At 56.1% G+C, this 25161-nt stretch carries 20 protein-coding genes, 1 tRNA gene and 1 pseudogene; 8 read left to right on the top strand and 14 right to left on the bottom strand.

Features of this window, described 5'->3' with window-relative positions; genetic code table 11:
- Positions 1-46: 46 nt before the first annotated feature.
- The 4 genes from pheT (at position 47) to FCS96_RS11660 (ending at position 4304) form a co-directional block, all read left to right on the top strand.
- The gene (gene pheT / locus FCS96_RS11675) at positions 47-2419 is read left to right on the top strand and encodes a phenylalanine--tRNA ligase subunit beta (RefSeq protein ID WP_138440559.1); all 2373 of its coding nucleotides are present in this window, start codon (positions 47-49) and stop codon (positions 2417-2419) included.
- A 5-nt stretch (positions 2420-2424) separates the two neighbouring features.
- Entirely contained in the window at positions 2425-2727 is a 303-nt protein-coding gene (ihfA, locus tag FCS96_RS11670) for an integration host factor subunit alpha (protein ID WP_007151838.1), read from the top strand.
- Positions 2708-3073: a MerR family transcriptional regulator gene (locus FCS96_RS11665; RefSeq protein ID WP_138440558.1), complete on the top strand. Its 366-nt coding sequence runs from the start codon at positions 2708-2710 to the stop codon at positions 3071-3073. The genes ihfA and FCS96_RS11665 overlap by 20 nt, the downstream gene beginning before the upstream one ends.
- A gap of 253 nt (positions 3074-3326) precedes the next feature.
- Complete coding sequence (locus FCS96_RS11660) at positions 3327-4304, top strand: substrate-binding periplasmic protein (protein ID WP_138440557.1); 978 nt, start codon at positions 3327-3329, stop codon at positions 4302-4304.
- 94 nt (positions 4305-4398) lie between these two features.
- Here the strand turns inward: FCS96_RS11660 and FCS96_RS11655 are convergent.
- The 8 genes and pseudogenes from FCS96_RS11655 to FCS96_RS11620 all read right to left on the bottom strand — a co-directional run.
- Positions 4399-4500, bottom strand: a pseudogene (locus FCS96_RS11655) (IS66 family transposase); the annotation flags it as partial.
- A gap of 50 nt (positions 4501-4550) precedes the next feature.
- Positions 4551-5501, bottom strand: a complete 951-nt coding sequence (locus FCS96_RS11650; RefSeq protein WP_138440556.1) for an HAD-IIA family hydrolase — start codon at positions 5499-5501, stop codon at positions 4551-4553.
- 4 nt (positions 5502-5505) lie between these two features.
- Positions 5506-6312, bottom strand: coding sequence for a phosphonate ABC transporter, permease protein PhnE (gene phnE / locus FCS96_RS11645; protein WP_212747084.1), 807 nt, complete (start codon positions 6310-6312; stop codon positions 5506-5508).
- A complete protein-coding gene (gene phnE, locus FCS96_RS11640; protein WP_212747083.1) occupies positions 6309-7121 on the bottom strand; it encodes a phosphonate ABC transporter, permease protein PhnE in 813 nt (270 codons plus the stop codon). The genes phnE (FCS96_RS11645) and phnE (FCS96_RS11640) overlap by 4 nt, the downstream gene beginning before the upstream one ends.
- A complete protein-coding gene (gene phnC / locus FCS96_RS11635; RefSeq protein WP_138440554.1) occupies positions 7118-7945 on the bottom strand; it encodes a phosphonate ABC transporter ATP-binding protein in 828 nt (275 codons plus the stop codon). The genes phnE (FCS96_RS11640) and phnC overlap by 4 nt, the downstream gene beginning before the upstream one ends.
- A 17-nt stretch (positions 7946-7962) precedes the next feature.
- A complete protein-coding gene (gene phnD / locus FCS96_RS11630) occupies positions 7963-8910 on the bottom strand; it encodes a phosphate/phosphite/phosphonate ABC transporter substrate-binding protein (protein WP_138440553.1) in 948 nt (315 codons plus the stop codon).
- 181 nt (positions 8911-9091) lie between these two features.
- Positions 9092-9168, bottom strand: a tRNA-Pro gene (locus tag FCS96_RS11625).
- A 115-nt stretch (positions 9169-9283) separates the two neighbouring features.
- The gene (locus FCS96_RS11620; protein WP_138440552.1) at positions 9284-10927 is read right to left on the bottom strand and encodes an FMN-binding glutamate synthase family protein; all 1644 of its coding nucleotides are present in this window, start codon (positions 10925-10927) and stop codon (positions 9284-9286) included.
- 250 nt (positions 10928-11177) lie between these two features.
- Between FCS96_RS11620 and FCS96_RS11615 the strand changes: the two genes are divergently transcribed.
- On the top strand, positions 11178-12767 hold the full coding sequence (locus FCS96_RS11615) for a BCCT family transporter (RefSeq protein WP_138440551.1): 1590 nt from the start codon (positions 11178-11180) through the stop codon (positions 12765-12767).
- A 94-nt stretch (positions 12768-12861) separates the two neighbouring features.
- On the opposite strand, the gene FCS96_RS11610 is transcribed toward FCS96_RS11615, so the two are convergent.
- The 4 genes from FCS96_RS11610 to FCS96_RS11595 form a co-directional block, all read right to left on the bottom strand.
- Positions 12862-13809, bottom strand: coding sequence for an alpha-L-glutamate ligase-like protein (locus tag FCS96_RS11610; protein ID WP_138440550.1), 948 nt, complete (start codon positions 13807-13809; stop codon positions 12862-12864).
- A gap of 1 nt (position 13810) precedes the next feature.
- Positions 13811-15328 (bottom strand): inactive transglutaminase family protein, encoded by a 1518-nt coding sequence (locus tag FCS96_RS11605; RefSeq protein WP_138440549.1) that lies wholly within the window; start codon positions 15326-15328, stop codon positions 13811-13813.
- Positions 15325-16122, bottom strand: coding sequence for an ATP-dependent zinc protease family protein (locus FCS96_RS11600; protein WP_228264090.1), 798 nt, complete (start codon positions 16120-16122; stop codon positions 15325-15327). The genes FCS96_RS11605 and FCS96_RS11600 overlap by 4 nt, the downstream gene beginning before the upstream one ends.
- A 176-nt stretch (positions 16123-16298) precedes the next feature.
- Entirely contained in the window at positions 16299-16688 is a 390-nt protein-coding gene (locus tag FCS96_RS11595; RefSeq protein WP_138440548.1) for a hypothetical protein, read from the bottom strand.
- Between the two features lie 497 nt (positions 16689-17185).
- On the opposite strand from FCS96_RS11595, the gene rmuC reads away from it, so the two are divergent.
- Complete coding sequence (gene rmuC, locus FCS96_RS11590; protein WP_171040786.1) at positions 17186-18610, top strand: DNA recombination protein RmuC; 1425 nt, start codon at positions 17186-17188, stop codon at positions 18608-18610.
- A gap of 4 nt (positions 18611-18614) precedes the next feature.
- Positions 18615-19472: a hypothetical protein gene (locus tag FCS96_RS11585; protein ID WP_138440547.1), complete on the top strand. Its 858-nt coding sequence runs from the start codon at positions 18615-18617 to the stop codon at positions 19470-19472.
- Between the two features lie 6 nt (positions 19473-19478).
- On the opposite strand, the gene FCS96_RS11580 is transcribed toward FCS96_RS11585, so the two are convergent.
- Positions 19479-20498, bottom strand: coding sequence for an AraC family transcriptional regulator (locus tag FCS96_RS11580; protein ID WP_138440546.1), 1020 nt, complete (start codon positions 20496-20498; stop codon positions 19479-19481).
- A 197-nt stretch (positions 20499-20695) separates the two neighbouring features.
- On the opposite strand from FCS96_RS11580, the gene FCS96_RS11575 reads away from it, so the two are divergent.
- Positions 20696-21754, top strand: coding sequence for a CaiB/BaiF CoA transferase family protein (locus FCS96_RS11575; protein ID WP_138440545.1), 1059 nt, complete (start codon positions 20696-20698; stop codon positions 21752-21754).
- 63 nt (positions 21755-21817) lie between these two features.
- Here the strand turns inward: FCS96_RS11575 and FCS96_RS11570 are convergent, their stop codons facing one another.
- Positions 21818-25048 carry a hypothetical protein gene (locus tag FCS96_RS11570; protein ID WP_138440544.1) on the bottom strand — a complete coding sequence of 1077 codons (3231 nt, stop codon included), beginning with the start codon at positions 25046-25048 and terminating at the stop codon, positions 21818-21820.
- Positions 25049-25161 lie beyond the last annotated feature (113 nt).

The following is a 25161-nucleotide window of genomic DNA, read 5'->3' as shown; positions in this document are numbered from 1 at the left end:
GCATTCAAATCAACAGGCGAAACCGCATCAGGACAAGGCATTAACCATGAAATTCAGTGAACAGTGGCTGCGCGAGTGGGTAAATCCGGCAATCGGAACCCAGGAATTGATGGATCAGATCACCATGGCCGGTCTGGAAGTGGACGGCTTTGAACCGGTTGCCGGTCAGTTCAGTGGTGTTGTGGTTGGTGAAGTGCAATCAGTAACGCCGCACCCGGACGCCGACAAACTTCGGGTTTGCCAGGTAAGCGATGGCACCCAGACGGTTCAGGTGGTGTGTGGCGCGCCCAATGTTCGCGATGGGTTGAAAGTGCCGTTTGCGGTGGTAGGCGCGGTCCTGCCTGGCGATTTCAAGATCAAGAAGGCGAAGCTGCGTGGTCAGCCGTCTGAAGGCATGCTGTGTTCCGAGTCGGAGCTGGGACTGTCCGAAAGCCACGACGGCCTGATGGAGCTGCCTGCGGATGCGCCGGTGGGTCAGTACGTTGCCGACTACCTGAACCTGAATGACGTCACTATCGATGTGGATCTGACACCCAATCGCAGCGATTGTCTGTCCATCAAGGGCATTGCCCGGGAAGTGGGCGTGCTCAACAGCCTGGTGGTTGAAGGGCCGGAGATTCACCCGGTTGAAGCGGTGCATTCGGAAGTGCCGGATATTCGCATCGAGGCGACTGCCGGTTGCCCGCGTTACCTGGGGCGTATCTTGCGCAATGTCAATCTGCGCTCGCAGTCGCCGTTGTGGATGCAGGAAAAGCTGCGCCGCTCGGGTATCCGCTCCATCGACGCCGCCGTGGACGTAACCAATTACGTCATGCTGGAGCTGGGTCAGCCCATGCACGCCTTTGACCGCACCGAAATCCAGGGCGGTATCGTTGTGCGGATGGCCAAGGCGGGTGAGAAGCTGGTGCTGTTGGATGGCCAGGAAGTCGAGCTAACCGAGCAAACCCTGATCATTGCCGACCACGAAAAGCCCGTGGCTATCGCTGGTGTCATGGGTGGTGAGCACAGCGGTGTGAGTGCCCAGACTGGCGACCTGATTCTCGAGTCGGCCTATTTTGACCCCATTACCCTGGCCGGCAAGGCCCGGGGTTATGGCCTGCATACCGACGCTTCGCACCGTTTTGAGCGTGGCGTGGATTACAAGCTGGCGCGCGAGGCCATGGAGCGCGCCACACAATTGCTGCTGGAAATCGTTGGTGGTGAGCCCGGCGAAATCATTGAAGTGATCAGCAAGGACGATCTCCCCAAAGACCGATCCGTGGACCTGCGGGCCACCCGCCTCTACGACGTACTGGGACTCGATATTGATCGCACCACGGTAGAGGAAATCCTGACCCGTCTTGGCTTGCACATTGATAAGTTGCTGAAAGACGGCTGGCGCGTGAGTGTGCCCAGTTTCCGCCCGGACATTTCCATTGAGGAAGACCTGATCGAGGAAGTCGGTCGGATCTTCGGCTATAACAATCTGCCGGTCACCGAGCCCACTGGGTCTCTGGGCCTGCGCCAGGAAGACGAAGCCACCCGCCCGATCTCGGCGATTCAGAGCTTCTTTGTCGACAATGGCTATCAGGAGGCGATTACCTACAGCTTCGTGGATCCCAAGGTTCAGCAACTGATCGATCCGGAGCGCGAAGGTATTGCCCTGGCCAACCCGATCTCTTCGGACCTCTCGGTGATGCGCACCAGTCTCTGGAGTGGGCTGCTCAAGACCGCTGCCTATAACCAGAACCGCCAGCAGGCCCGCATTCGCCTGTTTGAAACTGGCCTGCGGTTCGAACAGGTGGGAGAGCGAATCGATCAGCAGCAAATGCTGGCCGGTGTCGTGGTGGGCTCCCAATACCCCGAAAACTGGGCAAACGGTCGCAGAACCGCGGATTTCTTTGATGTAAAAGGAGATTTGGAAAGCCTGTTCCGTTTGCTCGGTATCGAAATCCAGTTTGTGGGCAGCCAGCACCCGGCTCTGCACCCAGGCCAGACCGCGGAGTTGCTCCGGGATGGCGAACATGTCGGGTGGTTAGGCACATTGCACCCACAAGTGCAGAAAAATCTTGAACTTAATGGCACGATCCTGGTGTTTGAGCTATTCTTGGATTCAATCGTTACCGGTTATGTGCCTAATTTCAAAGAAATTTCGAAATTCCCGGAAGTTCGCCGGGATTTGGCTATGATTGTCGGGAGTGACATCGCGTTTGCCGATGTTGAGCGTGTAGCCAAAAAACATGCCGGTGAGCAGCTGACAGCGTTGCGAGCCTTCGATGTCTATGAGGGCGAGAATCTGGGCGAAGGTAACCGAAGCTTGGCTTTGAGTCTCTTCTGGCAGCATCCGGAACGTACGCTGAACGAAGATGAAGTTCATTCGCTCTTCAATGGTGTCATTGACGCCTTGAAAGAGGAGTTGGGGGCAACACTAAGGAGTTGAGAGACATGGCGGCTTTGACGAAAGCGGAAATGGCTGAGCGGTTGTACGAGGAGTTGGGTCTGAACAAGCGCGAAGCCAAAGAAATGGTGGAAGCTTTTTTCGATGAAATCAGAGGCGCCCTCAGCCACAACGAGCAGGTAAAGCTGTCAGGATTCGGGAATTTCGATTTGCGGGACAAAAAACAGCGTCCCGGCCGGAACCCCAAGACCGGTGAAGAAATCCCCATCAGCGCACGGCGGGTCGTTACTTTTCGCCCCGGGCAGAAACTAAAGCAAAAAGTAGAAGCGTATGCTGGAACCCAGTCATAACAACGAACTCCCCACGATTCCGGGGAAGCGGTACTTCACCATTGGAGAGGTCGCTGACCTGTGTGCTGTAAAGGCGCACGTCTTGCGTTATTGGGAGCAGGAGTTTCCCCAGTTGTCGCCGGTCAAGCGCCGGGGCAATCGCAGGTACTATCAACGAGCTGACGTTATCACCATTCGTCAGATCCGCAGCCTGCTCTATGATCAGGGGTACACTATCGGTGGTGCCAAGCAGAAGCTGAGCAGCCATGAAGTGAAAGACGACACCTCCCAGTACAAACAGCTGATCCGGCAAATGATCACCGAGCTGGAAGATGTTCTGGACGTGCTGAACACCCCGGTAAAGTAGGGGCGCTTTAGTAATAAAACCGAGTTGGCGAAGGCCACCTCGGTTTTTTTGTGCCCTCTTTGCGATCTCGATTTTGTCTTGGCGCTTAACCAAAATCCGAGCCACACTGGCTTTGTCTGGCCAAGGCAACGTCGGACAAGTGACGGCGTACCCTGATCGATCACTTAGAGGTCGACTCAATGAGAGTAGGGCCGCTGATCAGCGCAGCATTCTGGTCGAGGTGATCAATGTAGTCGTGACACGCGTCCTGCGAATGTCTGCTAACGATGGAAAAATGAAAACGATGTTTCTTGCCCGGTCCAAAGCCGCGATAGTTCATCCACGAAGCTTCTATACAGGTTGGCTCATTGTGTGCCTGTGCGCCGGCATCACCTCCTTTACAACGGCAACGTTGGCTGAGCCAGGAAGCGAGACAGCAGAACAAGACGGTTATTATGAGCCAACTCAATACCTCTTCACTGAGGACATCGAGGAGCTTACGGAGGGGCTTACCCTTGAAGACTCGACCGACCGATTTGGTCGACCATTATCAGGGAGCGTTTCAGCGCGGCCAACCATCAATTTGGCAGCCCCTGAAAATGGCTTTGTTCAAGATATTTCAATCAGAATACTACGAAAAGCTTACGATAAATTGGGTTATCAGCTTGTAGTCCATGAATTACCAAATCTTCGCTCATTGATATCCGCGAATAATGGGCAATACGATGGTGAAGTTTCACGTATTGCTAATCTCAGCTCAATCTACCCTAATTTACACGCTGTACCTGCAGCAATTAACGTCATTAATATTGTTGCACTTGGACAGCTGGATAGCGCCAATATCCACAGAATTGAGGATATTCGAGACGATCCATTGTGTGTAAGAGGGATTATAATAGTAGAGAGGTTGGTCAGTGCAAATCGCATTGAGTGCCAATTTGTTGTCAACGTAAATCAAGCGCTAACGATGGTAAGTCTAGGGAGAGCTAAATACGCTCTCCTTCCTGAAACCAATGCGAGAATCTCTCTGTTACACTTACCTGTTTCGAATCTACAGATAGTAAGCCCTGTGCTCCATTCAGAAGCGCTTTACCATTATCTACATGAAAAAAATCTCAGCCTCGTCGAACCACTCGATAAGATATTAAGTGAGATGCGGTCGAGCGGAGAAGTTGACCAAATACGCTCGGATTATTTTGACAGCCTACCAAGTCCGGCTGGTATGGGCTTTGACGACCACAACCAGTACTAAACATGCCTAACAATGAATCAGATAGTTAGCGATCTGTTTCCACACAGAGTGCTAAACAAACTCGTGGATTCAACCAACAATCGTAGCACCTCTCATCCGCCAGGGGCTGCAACTGCACACCACAGGCACGGACCCATTCGGTTAGAGTAGAGCGCAGGAATTCCAGGCCGGCGCGGCCGAAGATGCGTTCTTGACGGTTATCCCGGGGCTCGGTGCAGGTCGAGTTCTGTCAGATCGCGAGTTCTGTCAGATCGATGGCGTCATGAAATCTGGGCAGATGCCCGAACGGCGGATGCAGTTGTGAATGTCCATTCCCTGCAAGGCACCGTGACCGGTCACCAGCATTGTCGACATGCCGGCTGCCTGGCCTCCCAGGATATCGGTGTGCAAAGTGTCACCCACCATCAGAATTCGCGCCGGGGCAATGCCCGGGAGCCTGGCCAGCGCGGCCTCAAAAGCCGTGGCAAAGGGTTTGCCGAAGAACTCCAGGCTGGCACCGGTTGCGGTGGCCGCCAGATGGGAGAAATACCCCGGCTCCAGCGTTAGCAGATCGCCCCTGGGAGCGACCAGGTCCGGATTGGCAACCTTTATAGGTCTGGGCCGCCGGGTGAGGCTATTGGTTAGTCTGCCCTGCAGCGTTTCGTTCCAGCCTTCACTGCTCAAAAAAATGAAGCCTTCCATCTGGTCCAGCGTATCCTCTTCAACATCGGCACGGATTGTCCGCACCGAGTCGTTAGGCATGGGCAAGGTCTCCGGCTGTGACTTTTCTGGGGCAATCACGCCCCAGATACCGGTATGTTTCGCGTGCTGCAGGTGTTGTTCCAGCAGCCAACGGCTGGAAATCACCGTTTCTTCATCGAGGTTAAAACCCATGCGCTGGTACTTCGCCGCCAGTGCCGGGTGGCTCGCTGTGGCGGCGTTGGACAACACCAGTACCGCCTTGTTGTGAGCCTGGAGCCGAGCCAGTTGTTCGAGTGCTCCGGGTATGACACTGGGCCCGGTATTGAGCACCCCAAAGGCGTCAAAGACAAAGGCGTCGAATTCGCTCACCAGCGGCGCGAGCGAGTCAACAAGTCTAGGTTGGGCTGCACGAACCGATGCACTCGGGAGCCGTTCCCGGATGCCCTCGTACTGCTCGAACGCCCAGGCGGGTGTGGGTTGTATGCCGGCGAAGGCGGTGGGATGCTGATCGATCATGGGCTTACAGCACCGCCTGTCGGACACGGGCAGAGACCCACTCCGAGACCACAACGGTGCCAAGGATCAGTAGGAAGATGGTGGCGACCTGATTCCAGGCCAGGGTGGCCAGTGAGGCATTGAGCTGAATGCCCAGGCCACCGGCGCCAACCAGACCGAGGATGGTGGATTCCCGGATGTTGATGTCCCACCGGAATACGCTGATGCCCCAGAAGGCTGGCAGGATCTGGGGCACGATGGCGTAGTCGATGACCTGGGCTCCGCTGGCGCCGGTGGCTCGAACCGCTTCCACCTGGGTGACGTCGATTTCTTCAATGGCTTCATAGAGCAACTTGGCAACAAAGCCAATGGAGCGAAGGCCAATGGCGATAATACCGGCCAGCAGGCCGGGACCAATGATGGCCACCAGCAGCAACGCCCAGATCAGGGCGTTGATCGAACGGGAAGCCACGATGATCAGCAACGCCAGCGGCCGTACAAAGCGGACGCTGGGGGTGGTGTTGCTGGCCGCCAGAAAGGCAACAGGCACTGCGATCATAATACCCAGCAAGGTGCCAAGGGTGGCTATGTTGATGGTGTCCCAAAGCGGCTGCCAGAGCTCACCCACATAGCTCCAGGCTGGCGGGAACATGCGGCTGCCAATGTCCGCTGCCTGGGCGGGCGCATCGCTGACGAAAGCCCAGATGGTGTTCTCGTTCATCAGTTGCCAGCAGAAAACGGTCAGGGCAACCAGCCAGAACCAGCCCAGCCATCGGAGCAGGGTTTGTTTTCGGGTCCGGTACTGCCAGACGGGAGAGGAAGAGGTTGTCACTGGACCCACCTGCGAATGTACGAAGAGGAATATTCCACCACAAGGACGATGGCAATAATGAGAATCAGGATGGCGCCAGCCGAATCGTATTCGTAGCGATCGATGGCCGTATTGAGGGTGGCACCGATGCCGCCCGCCCCGACAATGCCAATCACCGCCGATTCCCGGAAATTGATGTCCAGGCGGTACAGCGATAGGCCAACCAGCCGTGGCATGACCTGCGGCTGAACCGAGTAGTTCACTACCTGCCACCAGGAAGCCCCGGTAGCCCGAATGGCTTCGATCTGGCTGCGATCGCAGCTCTCAATTTCCTCAGCCAGCAGCTTCGACAGGAAGCCGATGGTGGCAAAAGCCAGGGTCAGAAATCCGGCAAAGGGGCCAAAACCGAACATCGCCACCAACAGAATCGCGATGATGATTTCCTGGAACGAGCGGGACAGGGTAATGATGCCACGACAGGCCAGGTAAACCGGGGCCGGCGCCAGATTGCGGGCTGCCCCGATGCCAATGGGCACCGAGATCAGGATGCCGGCGACGGTGGAGGTGAGGGTGATCGTCAGGCTCTCGATCAGGCCTTCGTGAATGTCCCGCCAACGGGTGGTGAAGTCAGGTACTAGAAACCCCTCAATGAAACGCCAGCCGCGCTCAAGGCCCAGGTAAACCCGTTGCCAATCCACCTCGACAGTCTGCACCGCCAGTACCAGGTAGATAAGGGCGCCGCTATAGATCAGCCGTCGCCAGAGGGTGTTGGTCAGCAGCAGGGGCGGTCGCTTCCAGGTGGAGCGGACTGTGGGCTGATGGTCCATCATACTCCCTCGGCAAGGTCGACGGAGGGTGCGTCACTCGAGCCGTCGGTGCTCTCTTCGCTACTCTCCTGGCCGCGCAGCTGGGTCCAGTCCTCGTCGCCGTATATGCGAGTCAGGACCTCGTTGGTCAACTCGTCGGGGGCGCCGTCAAACACCACCTCGCCGTTTCGCAAGCCGATGATCCGGTCTGAAAATTGCTGAGCCAGCATCACATCGTGAATATTGATGATGGCCGGCAGACTGCGTTCCTGGCAGGCGCCCCGGATTAGCCGCATGATCTGCCGGGACGTTTTCGGGTCAAGCGAGGCGGTGGGTTCGTCCACCAACAGCAGTTCCGGATTCTGTTCCAGCGCCCGGGCAATGCCTACCCGCTGACGCTGGCCGCCTGAGAGAGCGTCAGCGCGTTTGTTGTAATGGTCGGCAAGCCCCACTTTCTCCAGCAGGGCAAAGGCCTGGCCTATGTCCTCGGGGCTATAGCGGCGAAGAAACGAGCGCCAGGCAGGCACATAGCCGAGTCGTCCGGAGAGTACATTCTCCATCACGGTCAGCCGTTCCACGAGGGCGTATTCCTGAAAGATCATGCCGATTCGCCGTCGGGCCTGGCGCAGACTGCGCCCGTTAAGGCGGGTAAGGTCGGTATCGCCCAGTAGAATGGAGCCCGCTGTGGGCTCCACCAGGCGGTTGATGCAACGAATCAGGCTCGATTTGCCGGCACCTGAGGGGCCGATCAGCCCCACCACCTGTCCGGCGGGGACTTCGAAACGGATTCCCTGAAGCGCCTTGTCCCCGGTCTTATAGGTTTTAGATACGTTCTCAAGTTTTAGCACAAGGTTCGCCGAGTTGGTTATTTGCAGCTGTATTCAACGCCGTTGGCTGAATCGATCTTACGGATCACTTCCCAATGATTCTTGAAGGTGATTGGAACAAACTGGGCTTCGCCAGACTTGGAGAACTCATCCTCCAGTGCGGTTCCCTCCCACTCGAAGGAGAAAAAGGCGTCCTGGATCTTCTGTTGCAGCTCAGGCTTCAGGTTGTGGGCGAGGCCGTAGCTAGTGGTGGGGAAGGTCTGGGATTTGTAGAGGCTGACCAGTTGATCTTCACTGACCACATCACGGCGAAGCATCCGGTTCAGTACCGAATTTGCGACGGCCGCTGCCTGGTAATCCTGATTGGCGACACCGAGGATGGAGTTGTCATGCTTACCTGAGAACACCGGTTCGAAGTCTTCACCTGCGACCATGTTGTAGTCAGCTTTCAGAATGGCGGAGGGTGCCTTGAAGCCCGAGTTTGAGGTCTGGGAGGTGAACGCCATTTCCTTGCCGCGAATGTCTTCGACCGCATCGATACCGGAACCTGGATAGGACAGGATCTCCATTTCATAACCGAAAGAGCCATCGGCAGCGGCCATCATGGTGAAGGGGCGATAACCGGCACAGGCGACAGCTAAAGGGTTGGAGCCAGTGTTAAAGCCGGCAATGTGCAGGCGCCCGGCACGCATGGCTTCAATCTGGGCGGCGTTGGATTGCACCGGGAAAAACTGTACCCGCTTACCGGTGACGTCGGACAGGTGGGCGAGGAATTCGGACCAGACTTCTCGGTACACTGAAGGATCTTCGACCGGAGTGTAAGCAAAGATCAGGGTGGACGGATCAATCAGTTCCGACTCGGCGCTGGGGATGTCTGCAATCAGATCGCCGTCCTTGTCCTGATAACGGCTGTCGAGCTGGAAAGCTGCTTGGGTGAGTGCGGGAGTAAGAAGGGTGGCACAGGCCAGGGTCAGAAACTTCTTCATCGTCACTATCCTTTGTCTTTATCCCGACGGAATGTCGGCATGGACGTGAACTTAAGGTAGTCCGGTGAAGGTTTTATGACAAATTATTGGAATTCGGCGGGGAAGGCTGTGTTGTTGCGTGGGCAAAATCCGGCACAAAAAAATCAGCGACCCGAAAGTGGCTGATTTCAATGTACTGAATTGGTCGGGACGGTAGGATTTGAACCTACGACCCCCTGCACCCCATGCAGGTGCGCTACCAAGCTGCGCTACGCCCCGAATTGCTAGTGCCTTTGAGAAACTTGAGAGTTATCTCAGTGGCTTAGCGGGAGCGAAGTCTACACCAGCCTTCAGAAAAAATAAACAGGCTTTGGGCCATTTCGCTCCCGGTTTTTTACCGGAGTTTGGTCTCTCTGAGTTTCAGGATAAATTCCGGCGGATCGAAGCTGTCTGAGGTGGCTTTCGCCCAGTATTTATCGAAGACCTTAAGCCCTGTCTCGGTCTCAAGCAGCGCACCGGGTTCCAGAAACCTGAACAGATCCAGATAGGAGTGCACTTCGGTTGTGGAGACCCGGCGAACGATATGCTCGGGGCCGAGCTCCGAAGGGTGGAGCAGGCCAGAGGATTCAAGCAGGTTCTGAAGCGCATCAAGGGTGGTTTTGTGAAAGTTGAAGACCCGCTTGCTCTTGAGTTCGACATCAAGCTTGTTACCTCGCCGGGGATCCTGGGTGGCCACGCCACTGGGGCAGCGGCCGGTGTGGCAGTTCAGCGCTTGGATGCAGCCGAGGGAAAACATGTAGCCGCGGGCTGAGTTGCACCAGTCAGCGCCCAGCGCCAGGGTGCGGGCGATGTTAAAGGCTGAGGTGATTTTGCCAGCGGCGCCAATGGCAATGTCCTCCCGCAGATGGGTGCCTACCAGTGTGTTGTGAACCAGCAGCAGGGCTTCGGTCATAGGCATGCCCAGCCGGTTAATGAATTCCAGAGGCGCGGCACCGGTGCCGCCTTCACCGCCATCGACGACAATAAAGTCGGGTTTGCGGTTGGTCTCCAGCATTGCCTTGACGATGGCGAACCACTCCCAGGGGTGACCGATCGCTAATTTAAACCCCACCGGCTTGCCACCCGACAGCTCGCGCAGCTGATCAATGAATTCGAGCAGCTCTATAGGGGTGGAAAAGGCGGAGTGGCTGGCTGGCGACACACAGTCCTCGCCCACCTCGACACCGCGGGCTTCGGCGATCTCTGGCGTTACCTTGGCACCCGGAAGAATACCGCCGTGCCCGGGTTTGGCGCCCTGAGATAGTTTGACCTCTATCATTTTGACCTGATCAAGCGTCGCATTCTCCCGAAACATGTCCGGATTGAACGAGCCATCTTTGTTACGGCAGCCGAAATAGCCCGATCCGATTTCCCAAACCAGATCGCCGCCGGGTTGCCGGTGATAGCGGGAGATCGAACCCTCGCCGGTATCATGGTAGAAACCACCCATCCTGGCGCCGGTGTTCAAGCTCAGGATTGCGTTCGCGGAAAGCGACCCGAAACTCATGGCAGAGATATTGAACACGCTCGCGCTGTAAGGTTTTGCACAGTGTTTGCCAATCAGGATCCGGAAGTCGCTGCCATTGATTCGGGAAGGATTGAGTGAATGGTTCATCCATTCGTAGCCTTCGTCGTACATACTCAGCTGCGATCCGAACGGGCGCTTGTCCAGGACGTTTTTGGCACGCTGATAGACAATGGTGCGCTGCTCCCTGGAAAACGGCCGTTCTTCGGTGTCGGACTGGATGAAGTACTGCCGGATCTCCGGACCGATGGATTCCAGCAGATAACGGACATTGGCGAGAATGGGGTAGTTGCGACTGATGGTGTGTTTCTTCTGTCGGAGGTCGTAGGTGCCGAGCGCAGTCAACGCTCCGAATACGATCGGAAAGAGGTAGCTGGCGTCACGCACGAACGCCAGCGCCAGAGAAACGAAAAAGCCGGTGATGCTTAGCGCGTAGACGGTGTAACGTACCGGAAATGTGGTTGTTTTCTCCATGATTACCTCAGTTGGATCCATTCAGTCGCATGGACTCGGTGCAGTGCCAGATTATTTCGATACGCTATGAATTCTGTAGCCGATCGCTAGTTAGATAGCTAATCACGGCGCATTCTTGGTCTATGATGAAGGAGGATGCAGCAATTCGCTGCATTTTTGATGTTTTGAGTTCAAAACATTACCATGACGCGCTTGTAACGTTTGAATACCGATTCCCAAAAAAGACTTTCCACTTCAGGAGGCGCCAAACGTGGGCGAGGTAGTTAAAGACGAATATCAGACGGATTACGTCGCAGGCCAGGATAATATAAATCCTTTTGGCCTGGATCTTCACGCGCCGGTATTCCCGATTACGGCAATACTGGTGGTGCTTTTCGTGGTAGGTACCCTGATTTTCCCGGCCGAGGCGAAGTCGCTTCTGGACGGCGCAAAATGGGACATCATTGCCACGTTTGACTGGTTCTTTTTGCTCAGTGCCAACATCTTTGTGGTGGTGTGCCTGGCGTTGATCTTTATGCCGGTGGGCAAGATTCGCCTGGGCGGTATGGACGCCAAGCCTGAGTTCTCGACCCTGTCCTGGTTTGCCATGCTGTTTGCAGCCGGCATGGGTATTGGCCTGATGTTCTGGGCGGTTGCCGAGCCGACAGCCTACTTCACTGGCTGGTACGAGACGCCGTTTAACGTCGAGCCGAACACGCCGGAAGCGGCTAACCTGGCCATGGGCGCCACGATGTACCACTGGGGTCTTCATCCGTGGGCCGTCTATGCCATCGTAGCGTTGTCTTTGGCATTCTTCTCCTTCAACAAAAACATGCCGCTGACCATCCGCTCAGCCTTTTTCCCGCTGCTGCGTGACAAGGTTTGGGGCTGGCCTGGCCACATCATCGATATCCTGGCGGTGGTGGCTACCATTTTCGGCCTGGCAACCTCCCTCGGCTTTGGTGCCCAGCAGGCCGCGGCTGGCCTGAGCTATCTGTTCGACGTGTCTGCCGGAATCAACGTGCAGATGGCGATTATCGTGGGTGTTACGGCAGTTGCGTTGATTTCCGTACTGCGCGGCCTCGATGGCGGCGTAAAAGTGCTCAGTAACATCAACATGAGCCTGGCCGGCATCCTGCTGTTCTTCATTATCTTCGCCGGTCCCACCATGACTGTGATGGAAACCCTCTGGGTGACCTCGTCCAGCTACGTTGGCAACATCCTTCAGTTCAGTAATCCGTTTGGTCGTGAAGACGAAGCCTGGTTCCAGGGTTGGACTGTGTTCTATTGGGCATGGTGGATCTCCTGGTCACCGTTCGTTGGTATGTTCATCGCCCGCGTTTCCCGCGGCCGTACCGTGCGTGAGTTTGTGACCGCAGTTCTGATTATCCCCACAGTGATTACCGTGGTGTGGATGAGTGCCTTTGGCGGTACTGCGCTGGAGCAGATCCAGAGCGGTATCGGTGCGCTGGCAGCGAATGGCTTGACTGACGTTCCGCTGGCTATGTTCCAGATGTTCGAAAACCTGCCGCTGACTGGCATTATCTCCTTCGTCGGTATCATTCTGGTGCTGGTGTTCTTCGTAACCTCTTCGGACTCCGGTTCGTTGGTTATCGACAGCATCACCGCTGGTGGTAAGACCGATGCGCCGACTGCTCAGCGTGTATTCTGGGTAGTGATGGAGGGTGCGATTGCCGCAGCGCTGATCTTCGGCGGCGGTGAGGATGCCCTGGGCGCGATTCAGGCAACTGCGATTAGCGCGGGTCTGCCGTTTACCGCCATTCTACTGGTCATGACGTGGGGTCTTCTGAAAGGCCTGACCCATGAACGCAAATTGCTGATCGCCCGAGGCGAAATGTAATTGCACCAGTAAAGGTGTGAAAAAACCGGGGCTTAGCCCCGGTTTTTTTTATGTCTGAATTTTGATTCAGATTCCTGCCTGGAGCCTATTTAGGTCAGAGCGCACCAAAGGCGTCCATGACGTAATTCGCCCGTTCACGGGGCGTGAAGTGGGGGCGTTTGAGACTCTCGATGTTCCGCAGTCTAGGCAGTAGGCCGCGGCCATTGGCCATCTGAATGGCCAATCCAGGACGGGCATTCAGTTCTAGCAACAGTGGCCCCTCGTTGGCATCCACCACCAGATCCACGCCCATGTAGCCGAGGCCGGTTGCCTCGTAGCAGCGGGCTGCCATTTCCAGCATGTCTTCCCAGGCTTCAATGTCGATGTTCTCGAGCGCCAGCCCGGTATCAGGATGCAGGGTAATGGGGCGGTTGAACTGCACCGCGTTCAAACTCCGGCCAGTGCCAATGTCCAGGCCCACACCCACCGCGCCTTGGTGCAGGTTCGCCTTGCCATCTGAATCCTTGGTGGCCAGACGCAGCATCGCCATCACCGGATAACCCTGAAACACCACGATGCGGATGTCCGGTACGCCTTGATAGGAGAACTTGGCCAGGGACGGTGCAGACTCCACCAGATTCTCAACAATGGCGACATCCGGGCTTCCTGCCAGTGAGTACAGACCTGCCAGGATATTGGTCAGGTGGCGCTCAAGATCGGGCGCTGCAATCCGGGTTCCAGAGGCTTTGATGTAATAGTCATCATCGCGGCCGGTAATAACCGTGATGCCTTTGCCGCCGGACCCCTTCGCGGGTTTGATGGCAAAGCCGCCGAGACCTTCGGCCATTTCGCGGAAATGAGAGATTTCGTGCTGTTGTCGTACTACCTGCAGCAGACGGGGTGTGGTGACCCCGTATTCAGCCACGGCCAGCTTGGTTTTCAGCTTATTGTCCACCAGCGGATAAGACGAACGCTCATTGTAGCGGGCAATGTAGTCAACATTGCGCCGATTCATATTGAGCATACCCAGCCGGTTCAGACGTCGGGGTGAGATCCAATCCATGTTAGTCGTACACCCTCATGGGCGTGAACCGCTTGAGTTCGCTCAGTTTGTAGCCGGTATACTGCCCCATGAGCAAAATCAGGCCGAGTACGGCGAAATGCAACTCCGGGAAATTGAAGGTCAGATGCCCGGCCAGTGGTGTGCTCATCAGCAGGTAAGCGCAGATGGCGACAAACAAACTGCCAGCGCCCTGGATCGCAACTTCGTGCGCACCTTCCTCTTCCCAGAGGATGGACATGCGCTCAATGGTCCAGGCAATGATGACCATGGGGAAGAAGGTGACCGTCATGCCGGTATTGAAGCCCATCTGGTAACCAATGATGCTCAGTCCGGCAGTGATGAAAATCACCAGAATGATCAGAGCGGATATTCGTGATACCAGCAGTAGATTCAGGCTGGACAGGTAACCGCGCATCATCAGGCCGATGGATACAACCGACAAGAAGGCGATTAGTCCTGGTACCAGGGTGGTTTGCACGAAGGCCACCGCAATCAGCACCGGCATGAATGTTCCGGAGGTGCGAATGCCAATGACGATCCGCATGAACGCCACTACGAGTGCGCCCAGCGGCAGCAGCAACAGCATGCGGAACATGCTTTGCTCTTCGATTGGAAGTGCATAGAAGCTGAGGAAACCGAGCCCGTTGGACTCCACCTGCATGGTCGCCAGTTGCAGGGCCGGCACAGTCTGTCGAAGCATGGAGAAGCTTACTTCGGAGTTGTCTCCCCCCACCACGTCCAGCAGCGATGCGGAGCCCTGGCGCCACAGCAGCAGGCTCTCCGGAACGCCCTGCTCGGCGTTACTTGGATCAAAGGTCAGCCACCGCTGGCCATTGTAGATCTGCAGGAAGGGCGTCAGCGACTGGCGACGCCGGGCATCTTCCAGCTTTAGCCCGTCTGCGGTGCGGGCGGGAATGCCTGAGTGGTTCAGCATATCCACCAGCAAATCCAGGTAGTTCTCTTCGGCGACCAGCAGGGTGGTGTTCTGGGTGCGGGTATCGGGCTGCATCAGCCGGATAAGCTCACGGGTCATGCTCTCCGGCGTGCTGGACCGCGCCTTCGCCTGGGTCAGAATTTCACGCACAGCGGTAGCCTGGGGTTCTTCCCAGAACACATTGCGGGCCTTGGGCTCCTTGGCGGGTTTCCGTCCGAGGGCGGATTCGTCTGGAATGAATTGGGCCTTGAAGTACAGGGTTTGCGGACCAGAGACGTTGCGCTTGGTCCATTCTGCCGTACGATTGCCGGACTTCTCGATGATCGAGAAACCGTAACCTGGCGAAGCAGCCTGTTCGGTAAGGATTCGGAATCCGGGTGGCTGGTCCGGCACATTCAGGCTGGCCTGGACTGCATTATCGGCGGCATCAAAATCGACACGGGCCTCAATCATCCAGACCGGTCGTTGCTCGCCGGTCAGCCAAGGAATGCCAAGCTCAATGTGACGCCAGACAGCCAGCGAGATGCCTGCAGCAATGAGCAGAAATACGGCGACGTAAAAGGGAAGGCGAGAGCGGGACTTCACGAGTCATTCCTGTTCTTGGCGATGGCTTCGGGCAGCTTGGTGGTAAATTCCCGGCCGACATCAATCAGCATGACGTCCCGAAGAACGTTGCGACCAATCAGTACCTTGTTTTCGAGGTCGTTTCTGTCGGTCAGGGTGAATTCGGCTACTTGTTGATGATCGCCGATCGCGAATTGGAGCTCCACGACTACGCGACGTTCCGGGTCATCGGCGGCAGCCTGAGTGACTTTGACGCGCCGGACGATTTCTTTCTCAAGGGTAACCAGGGTATCGGAGCCAGGCACCGGGACGTCAAAGCGAACCCAGTTGCTACCGTCACGTTCAAAACGGGTAATGTTGCGAGCATCAACTGACGAGGTTTCCGCGCCGCTGTCGATGCGCGCGGTGTACACCTGCTCCGTCGCGGCCAGATAGATTTTCTCGACTTGGCCGACAATTAATTTGCCCTTCAGGTGTGCGGCCTGACCCTTGGAGGTATCCACGGTTGGGCAGACCTTTTGTGCTGGGATTGGTGGGCAGCTGGGTTTTTCAACCTGAGTCTTGATGGCATCGATGATGGAATCGGTGCTGTCCTGCTGTTTTTCCATCATTTTTTCATGTCGGAATTGGGCATTGTTTTCCATGGTCACAAGCGTTGCCCGCTGGGTATTCACGGACGTGTTCAAGTCGCTCAAGTCCTGCTTGGGCACCATGAAATAGCGATCTGATGAGCAGCCGGCCAGCAAAACAAGCATGCCAGTTACCAGCAGGATTCTTGGTTGAGGAAAACCAGCCCGTATCTGTCTTAAATCCATTGAATACCCCTGCGCCGGCAGTTCTCAGGCCGTTTCCATGGCGGTTGCCGCGGCCAGTGTGAATGTAATTGAAAATAGTAGGGGCAGCAGTATACAACAACCGAACTGTGTAGTTGCTTTACAGTTGGTTAAGAGCGATTTTTTTCGACGGGTTCTCAGAATCGGAGCGTAAGTGATTACCGGAACAGTAGGTTGTCGTCACATAGGGTGGTTTCTGAACGCAGGTATTCCTGAATCACCGGCGAACAGTTCAGGTAGAACAGCAGCAATTCGCGTTGAACATCCTGATCCTGAATTCGGGCCGCGTAACTGATCAAGTCCCGCAGCGCTTCGTCGCCGGAATCGCCGCTGACCGTATCAAAAGCCTTGCTATAGCGGCCTTTCAGCACGGTGGTCAGGCGTTCCAGGTGAAATTCGCCGGTGTGGGTGATGTGAGGAAGTGGGCGGGAACGCCCGGTAGAACGGTGCAGATCGCGCGCTCCAGACAGCCCAGCGTAGGCTTCGGGCGTGGAAAAGCCCGGTTGCATGAAGTCCGTTCCAAGTTTTCGCCAGAGTTCTTTTAGCATGGTCTGTCGTCCGTTTTCGATCCTGTCGTCGTCCCAGACACCGTTAAAAAAACGTAATGCCCAAAGACAAAAGGATATTCCATCCTTTTAGACGATATTACGAGGCGCGTCTACAAACAGATGCGCTCGGTGACTGGATTTGCCAAGCCGTCGAGAACAAGGCAGTTATCCATGGTCACTGTCACGGCCCGGTGCGAAAAAGGTTCCATTGATGAGGTAGACTGTGTGCGCTGATTCACAGTCTGGTTTTTTTTAGGATTTTCGCCGCAAATACAGGAGTGCATGCAGTGCCAGAAGCTGTCACCGATTTGATGATATCCCAACCGGCTCTGATGGCTGGCTGGATGTTGGTGTTGATAGTTGGCGTATGTGCGCTTGCAGTCCTGTTAGTGCGAAGTACTGGCGCACGGCGAAATCTGGCGTCGGAGCTTGAAGCGGTGGGCCTGGCCCGCACCGAGGCCGAGCAGTCGCTTTTGGTGGCCCACCACGAGCAGGCAATGGAGCGGCAGCAGGCGGAGCACCTGAAGCAGGCCCTTGAGGAACAGCAGAAGCGGCTGACCAAACACGAGCAGAATCTTGAGCAGTGGCGTCAGCGCGCTACTGGACTGGAAAATCGGGTTGCCGGGCTGGAGTCGGATCTGGAGGGGCGGCGCACCCGGATTACCCAGCTTGAGCAGGAGCGTGCAAGCCAGCAGCAGCGCGCAGACGAACTGTCCCGCGAACTCCACGATGCCCAGGTGACTCTGCGCGAGCAGGAGGTGACGCTGGATAAGGAACGGCGTGCAACGTCGGAAAAGCTGGAGTTGCTGGAGCGTAATCGCGACGCGCTTAAGCAGGAATTCGAGAATCTGGCCAACAAAATCTTCGAGCAGAAAAGTGAACGCTTCAGCCAGCAAACCCGAACCAGCTTGGATACCCTGCTGAACCCCTTCCGCGACCAGCTTCAGGATTTCCGCAAGCGGGTAGAAGACGTCTACACTACTGAAACAAGGGATCGCCAGGCGCTCCGGAGCGAAATCAAGTCACTTCAGGATCTGAATCGCCAGATCACTGAGGAGGCCTCAAACCTGACCCGGGCGCTGAAAGGTGATAAGAAGATACAGGGTAACTGGGGCGAATTGATTCTTGAACGGGTGCTGGAGAAGTCAGGCCTGCGTAAGGGGGTGGAGTACGAAACCCAGGGCAGCTACCGGGACGGTGATAACCAGTTGCTTCGGCCCGACGTGGTGGTCTACCTGCCGGACAACCGGAACCTGATCGTCGATTCCAAGGTGTCCCTGCTGGCGTACCAGCAGTGGGTTACCGAAGAGGACGATGTGGCGCGGGAAGAGGCACTGAAACAGCACGTAGAGGCGGTTCGGGACCACATTAGAACGCTTAGTGAAAAGGATTACAGCCAGCTTCATGGGCTGCATTCGCCCGATTTCGTATTGCTGTTTATGCCCATTGAGCCGGCGTTTGTGGCGGCATTTCAGCAGGACGAGAACCTTTTCTCAGAAGCGTTTGAGCGAAAGATTATTGTGGTAACACCCACGACCTTGTTGGCAACGCTGCGGACCATTGAGAACATCTGGCGGTATGAGCGGCAGAGTCAGAACGCCCGTCGAATTGCCGAGCGCGCCGGTGCGGTGTACGACAAGCTGCGGGTGTTTGTGGAAGCCATGGAGCGTCTTGGGGGGCAGTTGCACACGGCCCAGGGCTCCTACGATTCCGCGATGAATACCTTGACCCGGGGGCGCGGCAACCTGATTTCCCAGGCCAACCGGTTCGTTGAGCTGGGTGTCCGGGTGAAAAAGGAACTGCCTAAGGGCATTATGGATCAGGCGGAAGTGGATGCTGAAGACGCCCCCGACGATGAGGGCGCGGAAGCCTCTCCAGAGCCGGAAAAGCAGGCAATTGGTGCGGATAACGATCAGGAGTGAGGTCATGGCAGTATCGTACGGAAAGGCCCGTCAGCGGGCTCTGGGGTTAGTTCTCGCTTCGATGTTGATGTCGGGTCAGGCCTGGGCACTGGCTCCGGAACATGAGACCCGTCGCCTGATGCTGGCTACCGAAGAGGCGGTGACATCCGAACGTTGGGGAGACGCAGGCGAATATCTCAACCGCCTGCAGCAGCTTGAGGGCACCAAGCCCGCTGACTATTTCTTCTATCGTGGCCGGGTGATGCACCAGGCCGGGCACCTGAACGAAGCCCAATCGGCACTGGAAGCTTATGTGGAGAGTGCCGGAACAGATGGCAGCCATTACCAGAAAGCGTTAAAGCTGATTACTGAGGTGGAGAAAGTACGTAAAGAGCAGGCTGCGGCGCCTCAGAATGGTAACGGTGAGTCGAGCAAAGTAGCTGTGATCGAGCCGGCCGGTGTTGAGGAGACGGCGTCTCTGCGCGAGCTTTACCTGGTCAATTCCGACCGTGAGGCGCTTGCCCTGCACCTGAACAGTTTGCTGGAAGTGGCCGGCTGGCGTGAAGACCAGACCATCGTACAATTGGATGAGTCGGCCGACGTTGAGTACCGCGTGCGTGCCGAATCCAGTGCCATCAATTTGCAGGAGATCCGCCGCGATGCCCAAGGCCGGATGGTGCGAACAACGCAAACCATTTCGGTTTATGGGGTTAATCCTCAGGTCGAGTGGGGATGCGAGGCGGCCGCTACCACCTGCTGGGTTTACGATCCGCGAGATGGATCACGCCTGTTACAGCTGTCTCTGGATCGGGACCGGACTCAGGAGATCGCCCGCACGTTTGGCAAGCTGATCCGCAACCTCCAGAACCCTGCAGGTTCCTGAAGACCTTCAAACAGGCAGGTTGCCCCGTTCGCCTTCGCGATAGGCGCCCGGGGTAACACCTGTCCATTTCTTGAATGCCCGGTGAAAGGTAGACGGCTCGGTGAAGCCGACCTTGCTGGCGATATCGTTGATCGATAGCTCTGGCCGCCCCAGGTAGTAAATCGCCATGTCTCGGCGTAGCAAATCCTTGATCTCCTGAAACGACGTATTTTCCTGCTTCAGACGCCTGCGTAGTGTTTGCGGACTGGTGTGCAGTTCGGCGGCAATCCATTCGAAGTCGGGCAGGGGCTTGGAGAAGTCTCGTCCTATCAACGCCCGAATCCGGCCGGTGAACGTGTTGCTTTCGTCAGGACGGGATAGCAGGTCCGCCGGGGAGGTCTTCAGGAATTGGCGCATTTCCGACTTATCCCGGATCACCGGCGCGCTGAGAAAGCGCTTGTCAAAGGTGAGGGCGGTGCGATTCGAATCGAATGCCAGCGGGCAGTGAAAAATGTGGCGGTATTCGTCGCCGTGAGCAGGCCGGGGGTAGGCGAACTCTGCTTTCGTCAATTCCACCGGCTGACCAATCAGCCAACTGCCGAGCCGGTGCCAGATCACCAGAATGCTTTCCCTGAGGAAGTAGCCGGGGTCGTGGATCTCGCCTTCCATGCGCGTGACCAACTGGACGGTGTCGTCGCAGGTTTTCAGTTCCATTGTCACCATAGGTTCAAAGAGCCGGGAGAACTGGAAGGCCTGGCGATAGACCGCTTCTAACGTAGGGCAGTCAATGACCAGTGCACACATGGTGGCGAAAGTACCACTGGGGGCGCGGCGAGGACCGAACCCCATGAACTCGTCGTCAAGACGGTGCCACAGCACCTGCATCAGGCGACTGAATTGGTCACTGCTGACCCGCGCCATCTCGATGCGCAGAAGGTCCGGAGATATACCGGCCTCCCTCAGCATCTCATGGGTATCGAAACCGAGACGCTCGGCGCCTTCCAGCGCAGCCTGCACAAAGTGTCTTGAAACCGTCAGGTTGGACATGTCACTCGCAATTTTCTGTAAACGAGACCCATCATAAAACCCCCGCGACACAATGCAACCGGCCAAATATCAGTAAGCTGGAAGAATCGGCCAATAGGAATGAGGGAACCGGCAGTTGGCCCCAAAGGCAAAACCGGGCAGCATGAGATCTTCTGATACATCGGACAATAATAAAGTGATCATCAAAGGAGAATGCCATGGCAGGTCCACTGACCTCACTGAAAGTACTGGACTTCAGCACCCTGTTGCCCGGCCCCTACGCCACCATGCTGCTGGCCGATATGGGTGCCGAGGTGCTGCGGGTGGAGGCGCCGGACCGGGTGGACCTCACCAAGGTGATGCCACCGTTTGATGGCAAATTCGCCACCGCGTTTTCCTACCTGACCAGAGGCAAGCAAACCTTGTCTCTGAACCTGAAGCAGACTGAGGCAGTAGAGCAGGTTAAGGCATTGGTGAAGGACTACGACATCGTGGTTGAGCAGTTCCGGCCCGGTGTAATGGATCGCCTGGGTATCGGCTACGAAACCCTGAAAGCCATTAACCCAAAGCTGATCTATTGCGCTATCACCGGCTATGGCCAGACCGGCCCCTATCGTGATCGCGCTGGCCACGACATCAATTACCTCGCCCTTGCTGGCGTCAGCAGCCACTGCGGCCGTGCCGACAGCGGTCCACCGCCTTTGGGTATCCAGGTGGCGGATGTGGCCGGAGGCTCCCACCATGCGGTCATGGGTATCCTGGCAGCTGTTATAAACCGGCAACAGTCCGGTGAAGGGCAGTTTGTCGATATCAGCATGACCGATGCCGCCTTCGCCATGAACGCCATGGCCGGTGCTGCCTGCCTGGCCGGAGGGCAGGAGCAGAAGCCGGAAAGTGCGCTGCTAAACGGCGGATCTTTTTATGACTATTACCAAACACAGGACAATCGTTGGCTTTCCATTGGTAGTCTGGAGCCGCAGTTCTCGGCGCGGCTATGCGATGCGTTGGGGCTGGCTGAGATGAAAGGACATGCTTTGAGCCAGGAGCCTGAGCAGCAACAACAGTTGAAAGCGGCACTGAAGGATAAGGTGGCTGAAAAGACGTTAGCGGAATGGCAGGAGATATTTGCGGATCAGGACGCGTGTGTGGAGCCGGTATTGACGATTTCTGAGGCGGCGGAGCATCCTCAGTTGAAGGCTAGGGGGATGGTTGTTGAGGTTGATCGTGGGGACGGGGTGATGCAGGCCCAAATAGGGAGCTCTATAAAGCTTAGTTAGAAATAACAGATTAGATCTACAAAAAGAAAACCCCGGCAATCGCCGGGGTTTTTTCGTTCTAGCTTAGTTCAGCTGTTTGAACTCATCTGTATCATCGGAATCGATGACATCTTGTGGCGTTGGAGTTTCACGATCATCCAAGATTGGTTGAGTGGCAGGTGCGCCAATTCGTCCAGTGTCTTTGTTAACGGCGCCGCCGGACAGGGTGCCATTGCCTAGGAAGAATTCCGCTGTCTGAGCCAGAGATTCGGCAAAAGCATCTTTTTGACGTTGGAGGTCGGCAGCGCGAGCGGCATCATCAGTAATGGTTTGATCCTCTGACGGAAGCACGAACATGCCATGGTTTCCATAAGCCAGGTTGCTTGCCAGGAAAACCTCTGTCCCAGTGTTGGCAACTACATTGGTTGCTCCAAGCTCTTCAGAGAAGGGGATGGCACCAGCGAGGTAGTCTTGGAACGGCTTAACACCGAACTGAGATGTCAGTTGAACATTGCCAGCCTCAATCACGTTGGTCTGGTCAGACTTATAAACCGTGTCCCCGTTGGTGTTTGCGGTACCCACTACGTTGAAGTTGATCACTCCGTTTCCGGCTGCTACCAGGTTGTCCGCGAGGTTAACCGGATCTGCGGCATCAATAGCGTGCTGGAATACGCGTAGGAATGATTCATAGTTTGATGTTCCCTGTTCAACACCTACTGCTGCCAAGCCGCCAATAATTCTCGGAGCGAAGCTGGGGCTGTTTTCAAGCATGCGAACGATGCCCGACGCCGGGGCGTACAATGCCGTTGCAACAACATCGGTTACCACGTCGGACTGGTTGGCGGCAGCCACTGCGCCAGTACCAATTACGGTGCCCAGGGAGTGGCCAGCGAGGAATACGCGGTCAGTGTCGAAGTCTGAATTGCCATCATTATCGACATCGATGCCACCGAGAGACTGGATCAGGTTGAGCAGGTCAACAGCCCCTTGGCGGTTTTTGTCGCGGGAGTTGATGAAGCCCTGCAGGTTGATGAAAAGGCTGCCGGAGCTGCCGAAACCGCTGTCGAAGTTCATAGCTGTTGGCGCGAGACTCGCGTCAGCTGTGAAATCGAAGTGACGCTCGTAGTTTGTGCGGGCGATACCCGGGATCACACTGGTATGGTCGTTGACAGAGCTCTGTGCACCGATCGCAAAACCCATGAACTGGGCCGCATCTGCGCCACACAACCCTGATAGGATCATGTCACGGTTATCTGGGCAACCCTGGCTAACTAGCTCAGCTTGAACTTCATCTGGATAGGTGCCAGCGAGCAAGGATGCGATGTTGTCAGCAGTATTCTCGGTGGTGCCAGCCGCAGCATCAAAGCCAGCAAGTAGTGCTGATGCTAGGCCCTGTTTTTCTTCTGTAACGCCAGATGTCAAATCAGACTGGTCCTGAGCATCTACACCATGTAGCGGCAGGTCGATGGCTACTACAGCAAAGCCTGACGCGGTGAGTACGGAGCCGACGGACAACGCGGCACTGCGGTCAGTAGTTATGCCGTGCTGGAAAACCACGACTGGAAAGCCGTCCAGTGGTTCCGCCGAACTTGGGTACATTACTAGAAGTGGAGTCTGCAGATTCTCAGTGCCGGTCTTCTCAGGGAAGGGGTAGATGTAGTTGACAGTATCGCTAACAGTGGCTTCGCCTTGCGGTAGAGTCAGGCCAAGACCCGAAAACTTGTCGTTAATGGCCGCTGCAAGCGTATTGTCGGCATTCCACGTTGAGCTGTTGATCGTGCTACCGTTCGCAGCAGTGGGGATGCCCAGATAGTAGGGCAATTCAATGCTGCCTTGAACTACGAAAGCATCCGAAGCGCCGGTCACGGTCGCAACTGCAGCAGATTGCAGGGCTGCGCGATTAGTATTTGCGTAGTCCAACAATACGCTCGCAGACTGGTCTGCCGGTGTGGGTAGCAGATCAGCAAAACCATTGGGAGAAGGCAGACCGGTTAGCACCTCACCGATACAGTCGATGTAGGTGGCGCCTTCATTTGCAGCACCGTAGGTTCCCGAATCCGGATCAAGAGTGTTGCAGTTTGTACCGCTCTCTGTTGAAAATGCGCCGCTGCCAAAGGCAGCCTCGATGCCAGCCGTAACCAGCGCGTCGCGAGTGCTAGTGTCAGTGGGGTCGCTTGGGTTGAGCGGAAAAAATGCAACCGCGCCGTCAGCGGCCATTTTGACGTCGTCGTAGTCCGGTGACGTATCGCCGTCGCCGTCGACATCCAGCCCGCCTTCGACAACGCTGGCGGAGGCGGAAGACCGGACAAAACCAGTAATCTGGTCAGTAAACCAATCGTCAGGGTCGGCGATGTAGCCAACTACTTTTTCGTCCGCTGAGGTCGTGAACGAGTAGCTGATGGCAATATTTTCATCTGAAATGGGGCTCATGCCCATGCCAGCGCGGGTGCTGTTCGTCAGGCTGAAGTAATTGCTGGCAATTGGTTCCCAGAGACCATTAATCAAGTCCTTAACTGGTTGGAGGCTGCTTGTGCCTAGCGGCTGCTCTTCGTCGGATAGGCTGCCATACGAAGGAGATGCAATGATGGCCTCGCCTTTGGCGTCGACTACCGAATCAGTAACTACGACAACGTATCGTTTCTGCGGGTCCAGCGGTGTTAGCAGGTTAATCCTAATGACGCTGCTTCCGGATTGCTCTACAACCGATACTTCATACTGGTCGACAGCGGCGCGTGCTGCCTCATTGGCTGAAGTCACCAGGCCTGCAGACGGTGTTCCACCGGCAGCAAGCGTAGCTGCAATTGTGCCAAAGGGAACAGCAGCCGGAATTGTTGGTGGCTCCTTTCCTGTCAGTCCGCGAAGGGGGTCACCGCTGGCATAGTCCAGTTCGATCAGGAACACGTTCTGGCTCGGGTTCGGAACTGCAACGCCCGAATTGAGCTGCAATTCGCCATCGACATCAACCAGGAATGGCTGGCCGTCGACAGAAGAAGCATCAATGTCAGCACTGAAGGCGATGTCAATTGGCGCCACTGTTGACGCGCCACTTAAGCTATTCAGCGCAGTAGTAACAGGAGGCGCAGTGTCCGCAACTGCAAAGGTTCCATCGCCTGCTTCTGAGTCAAAAATCAGGTCATTGGGGATCGGCAGTTGGCTAGTAACTGGGTTGAATACGGGCCAGGTTTTGCCATCAATGGCCGGGTTGCTGATTTTATAATCCGGATTAGCATTCGCCCCCGAATCGCCACTATCAAAGCAGCCTGTAAGTCCAAGGGAAGACGCCACGGCAACGCTTATTAGAGTTTTCTTGAACATGGGTGGAACCTTTTCCTGTTGTTGTGTCGTTATGTTCGGCAGCTGACGGGGCCGGTCTGATCCGGTAAGCCCGTTGTCAGTGGCCTGTTCTGCTTTTATCTGTTGTCTGAAAT

Origin of the sequence: Marinobacter alexandrii (assembly GCF_005871205.1) — a bacterium.
Taxonomy (GTDB): domain Bacteria; phylum Pseudomonadota; class Gammaproteobacteria; order Pseudomonadales; family Oleiphilaceae; genus Marinobacter; species Marinobacter alexandrii.
Note: the sequence above shows the minus strand (reverse complement) of the source record. Positions and strands in the feature narration are given on the sequence as shown.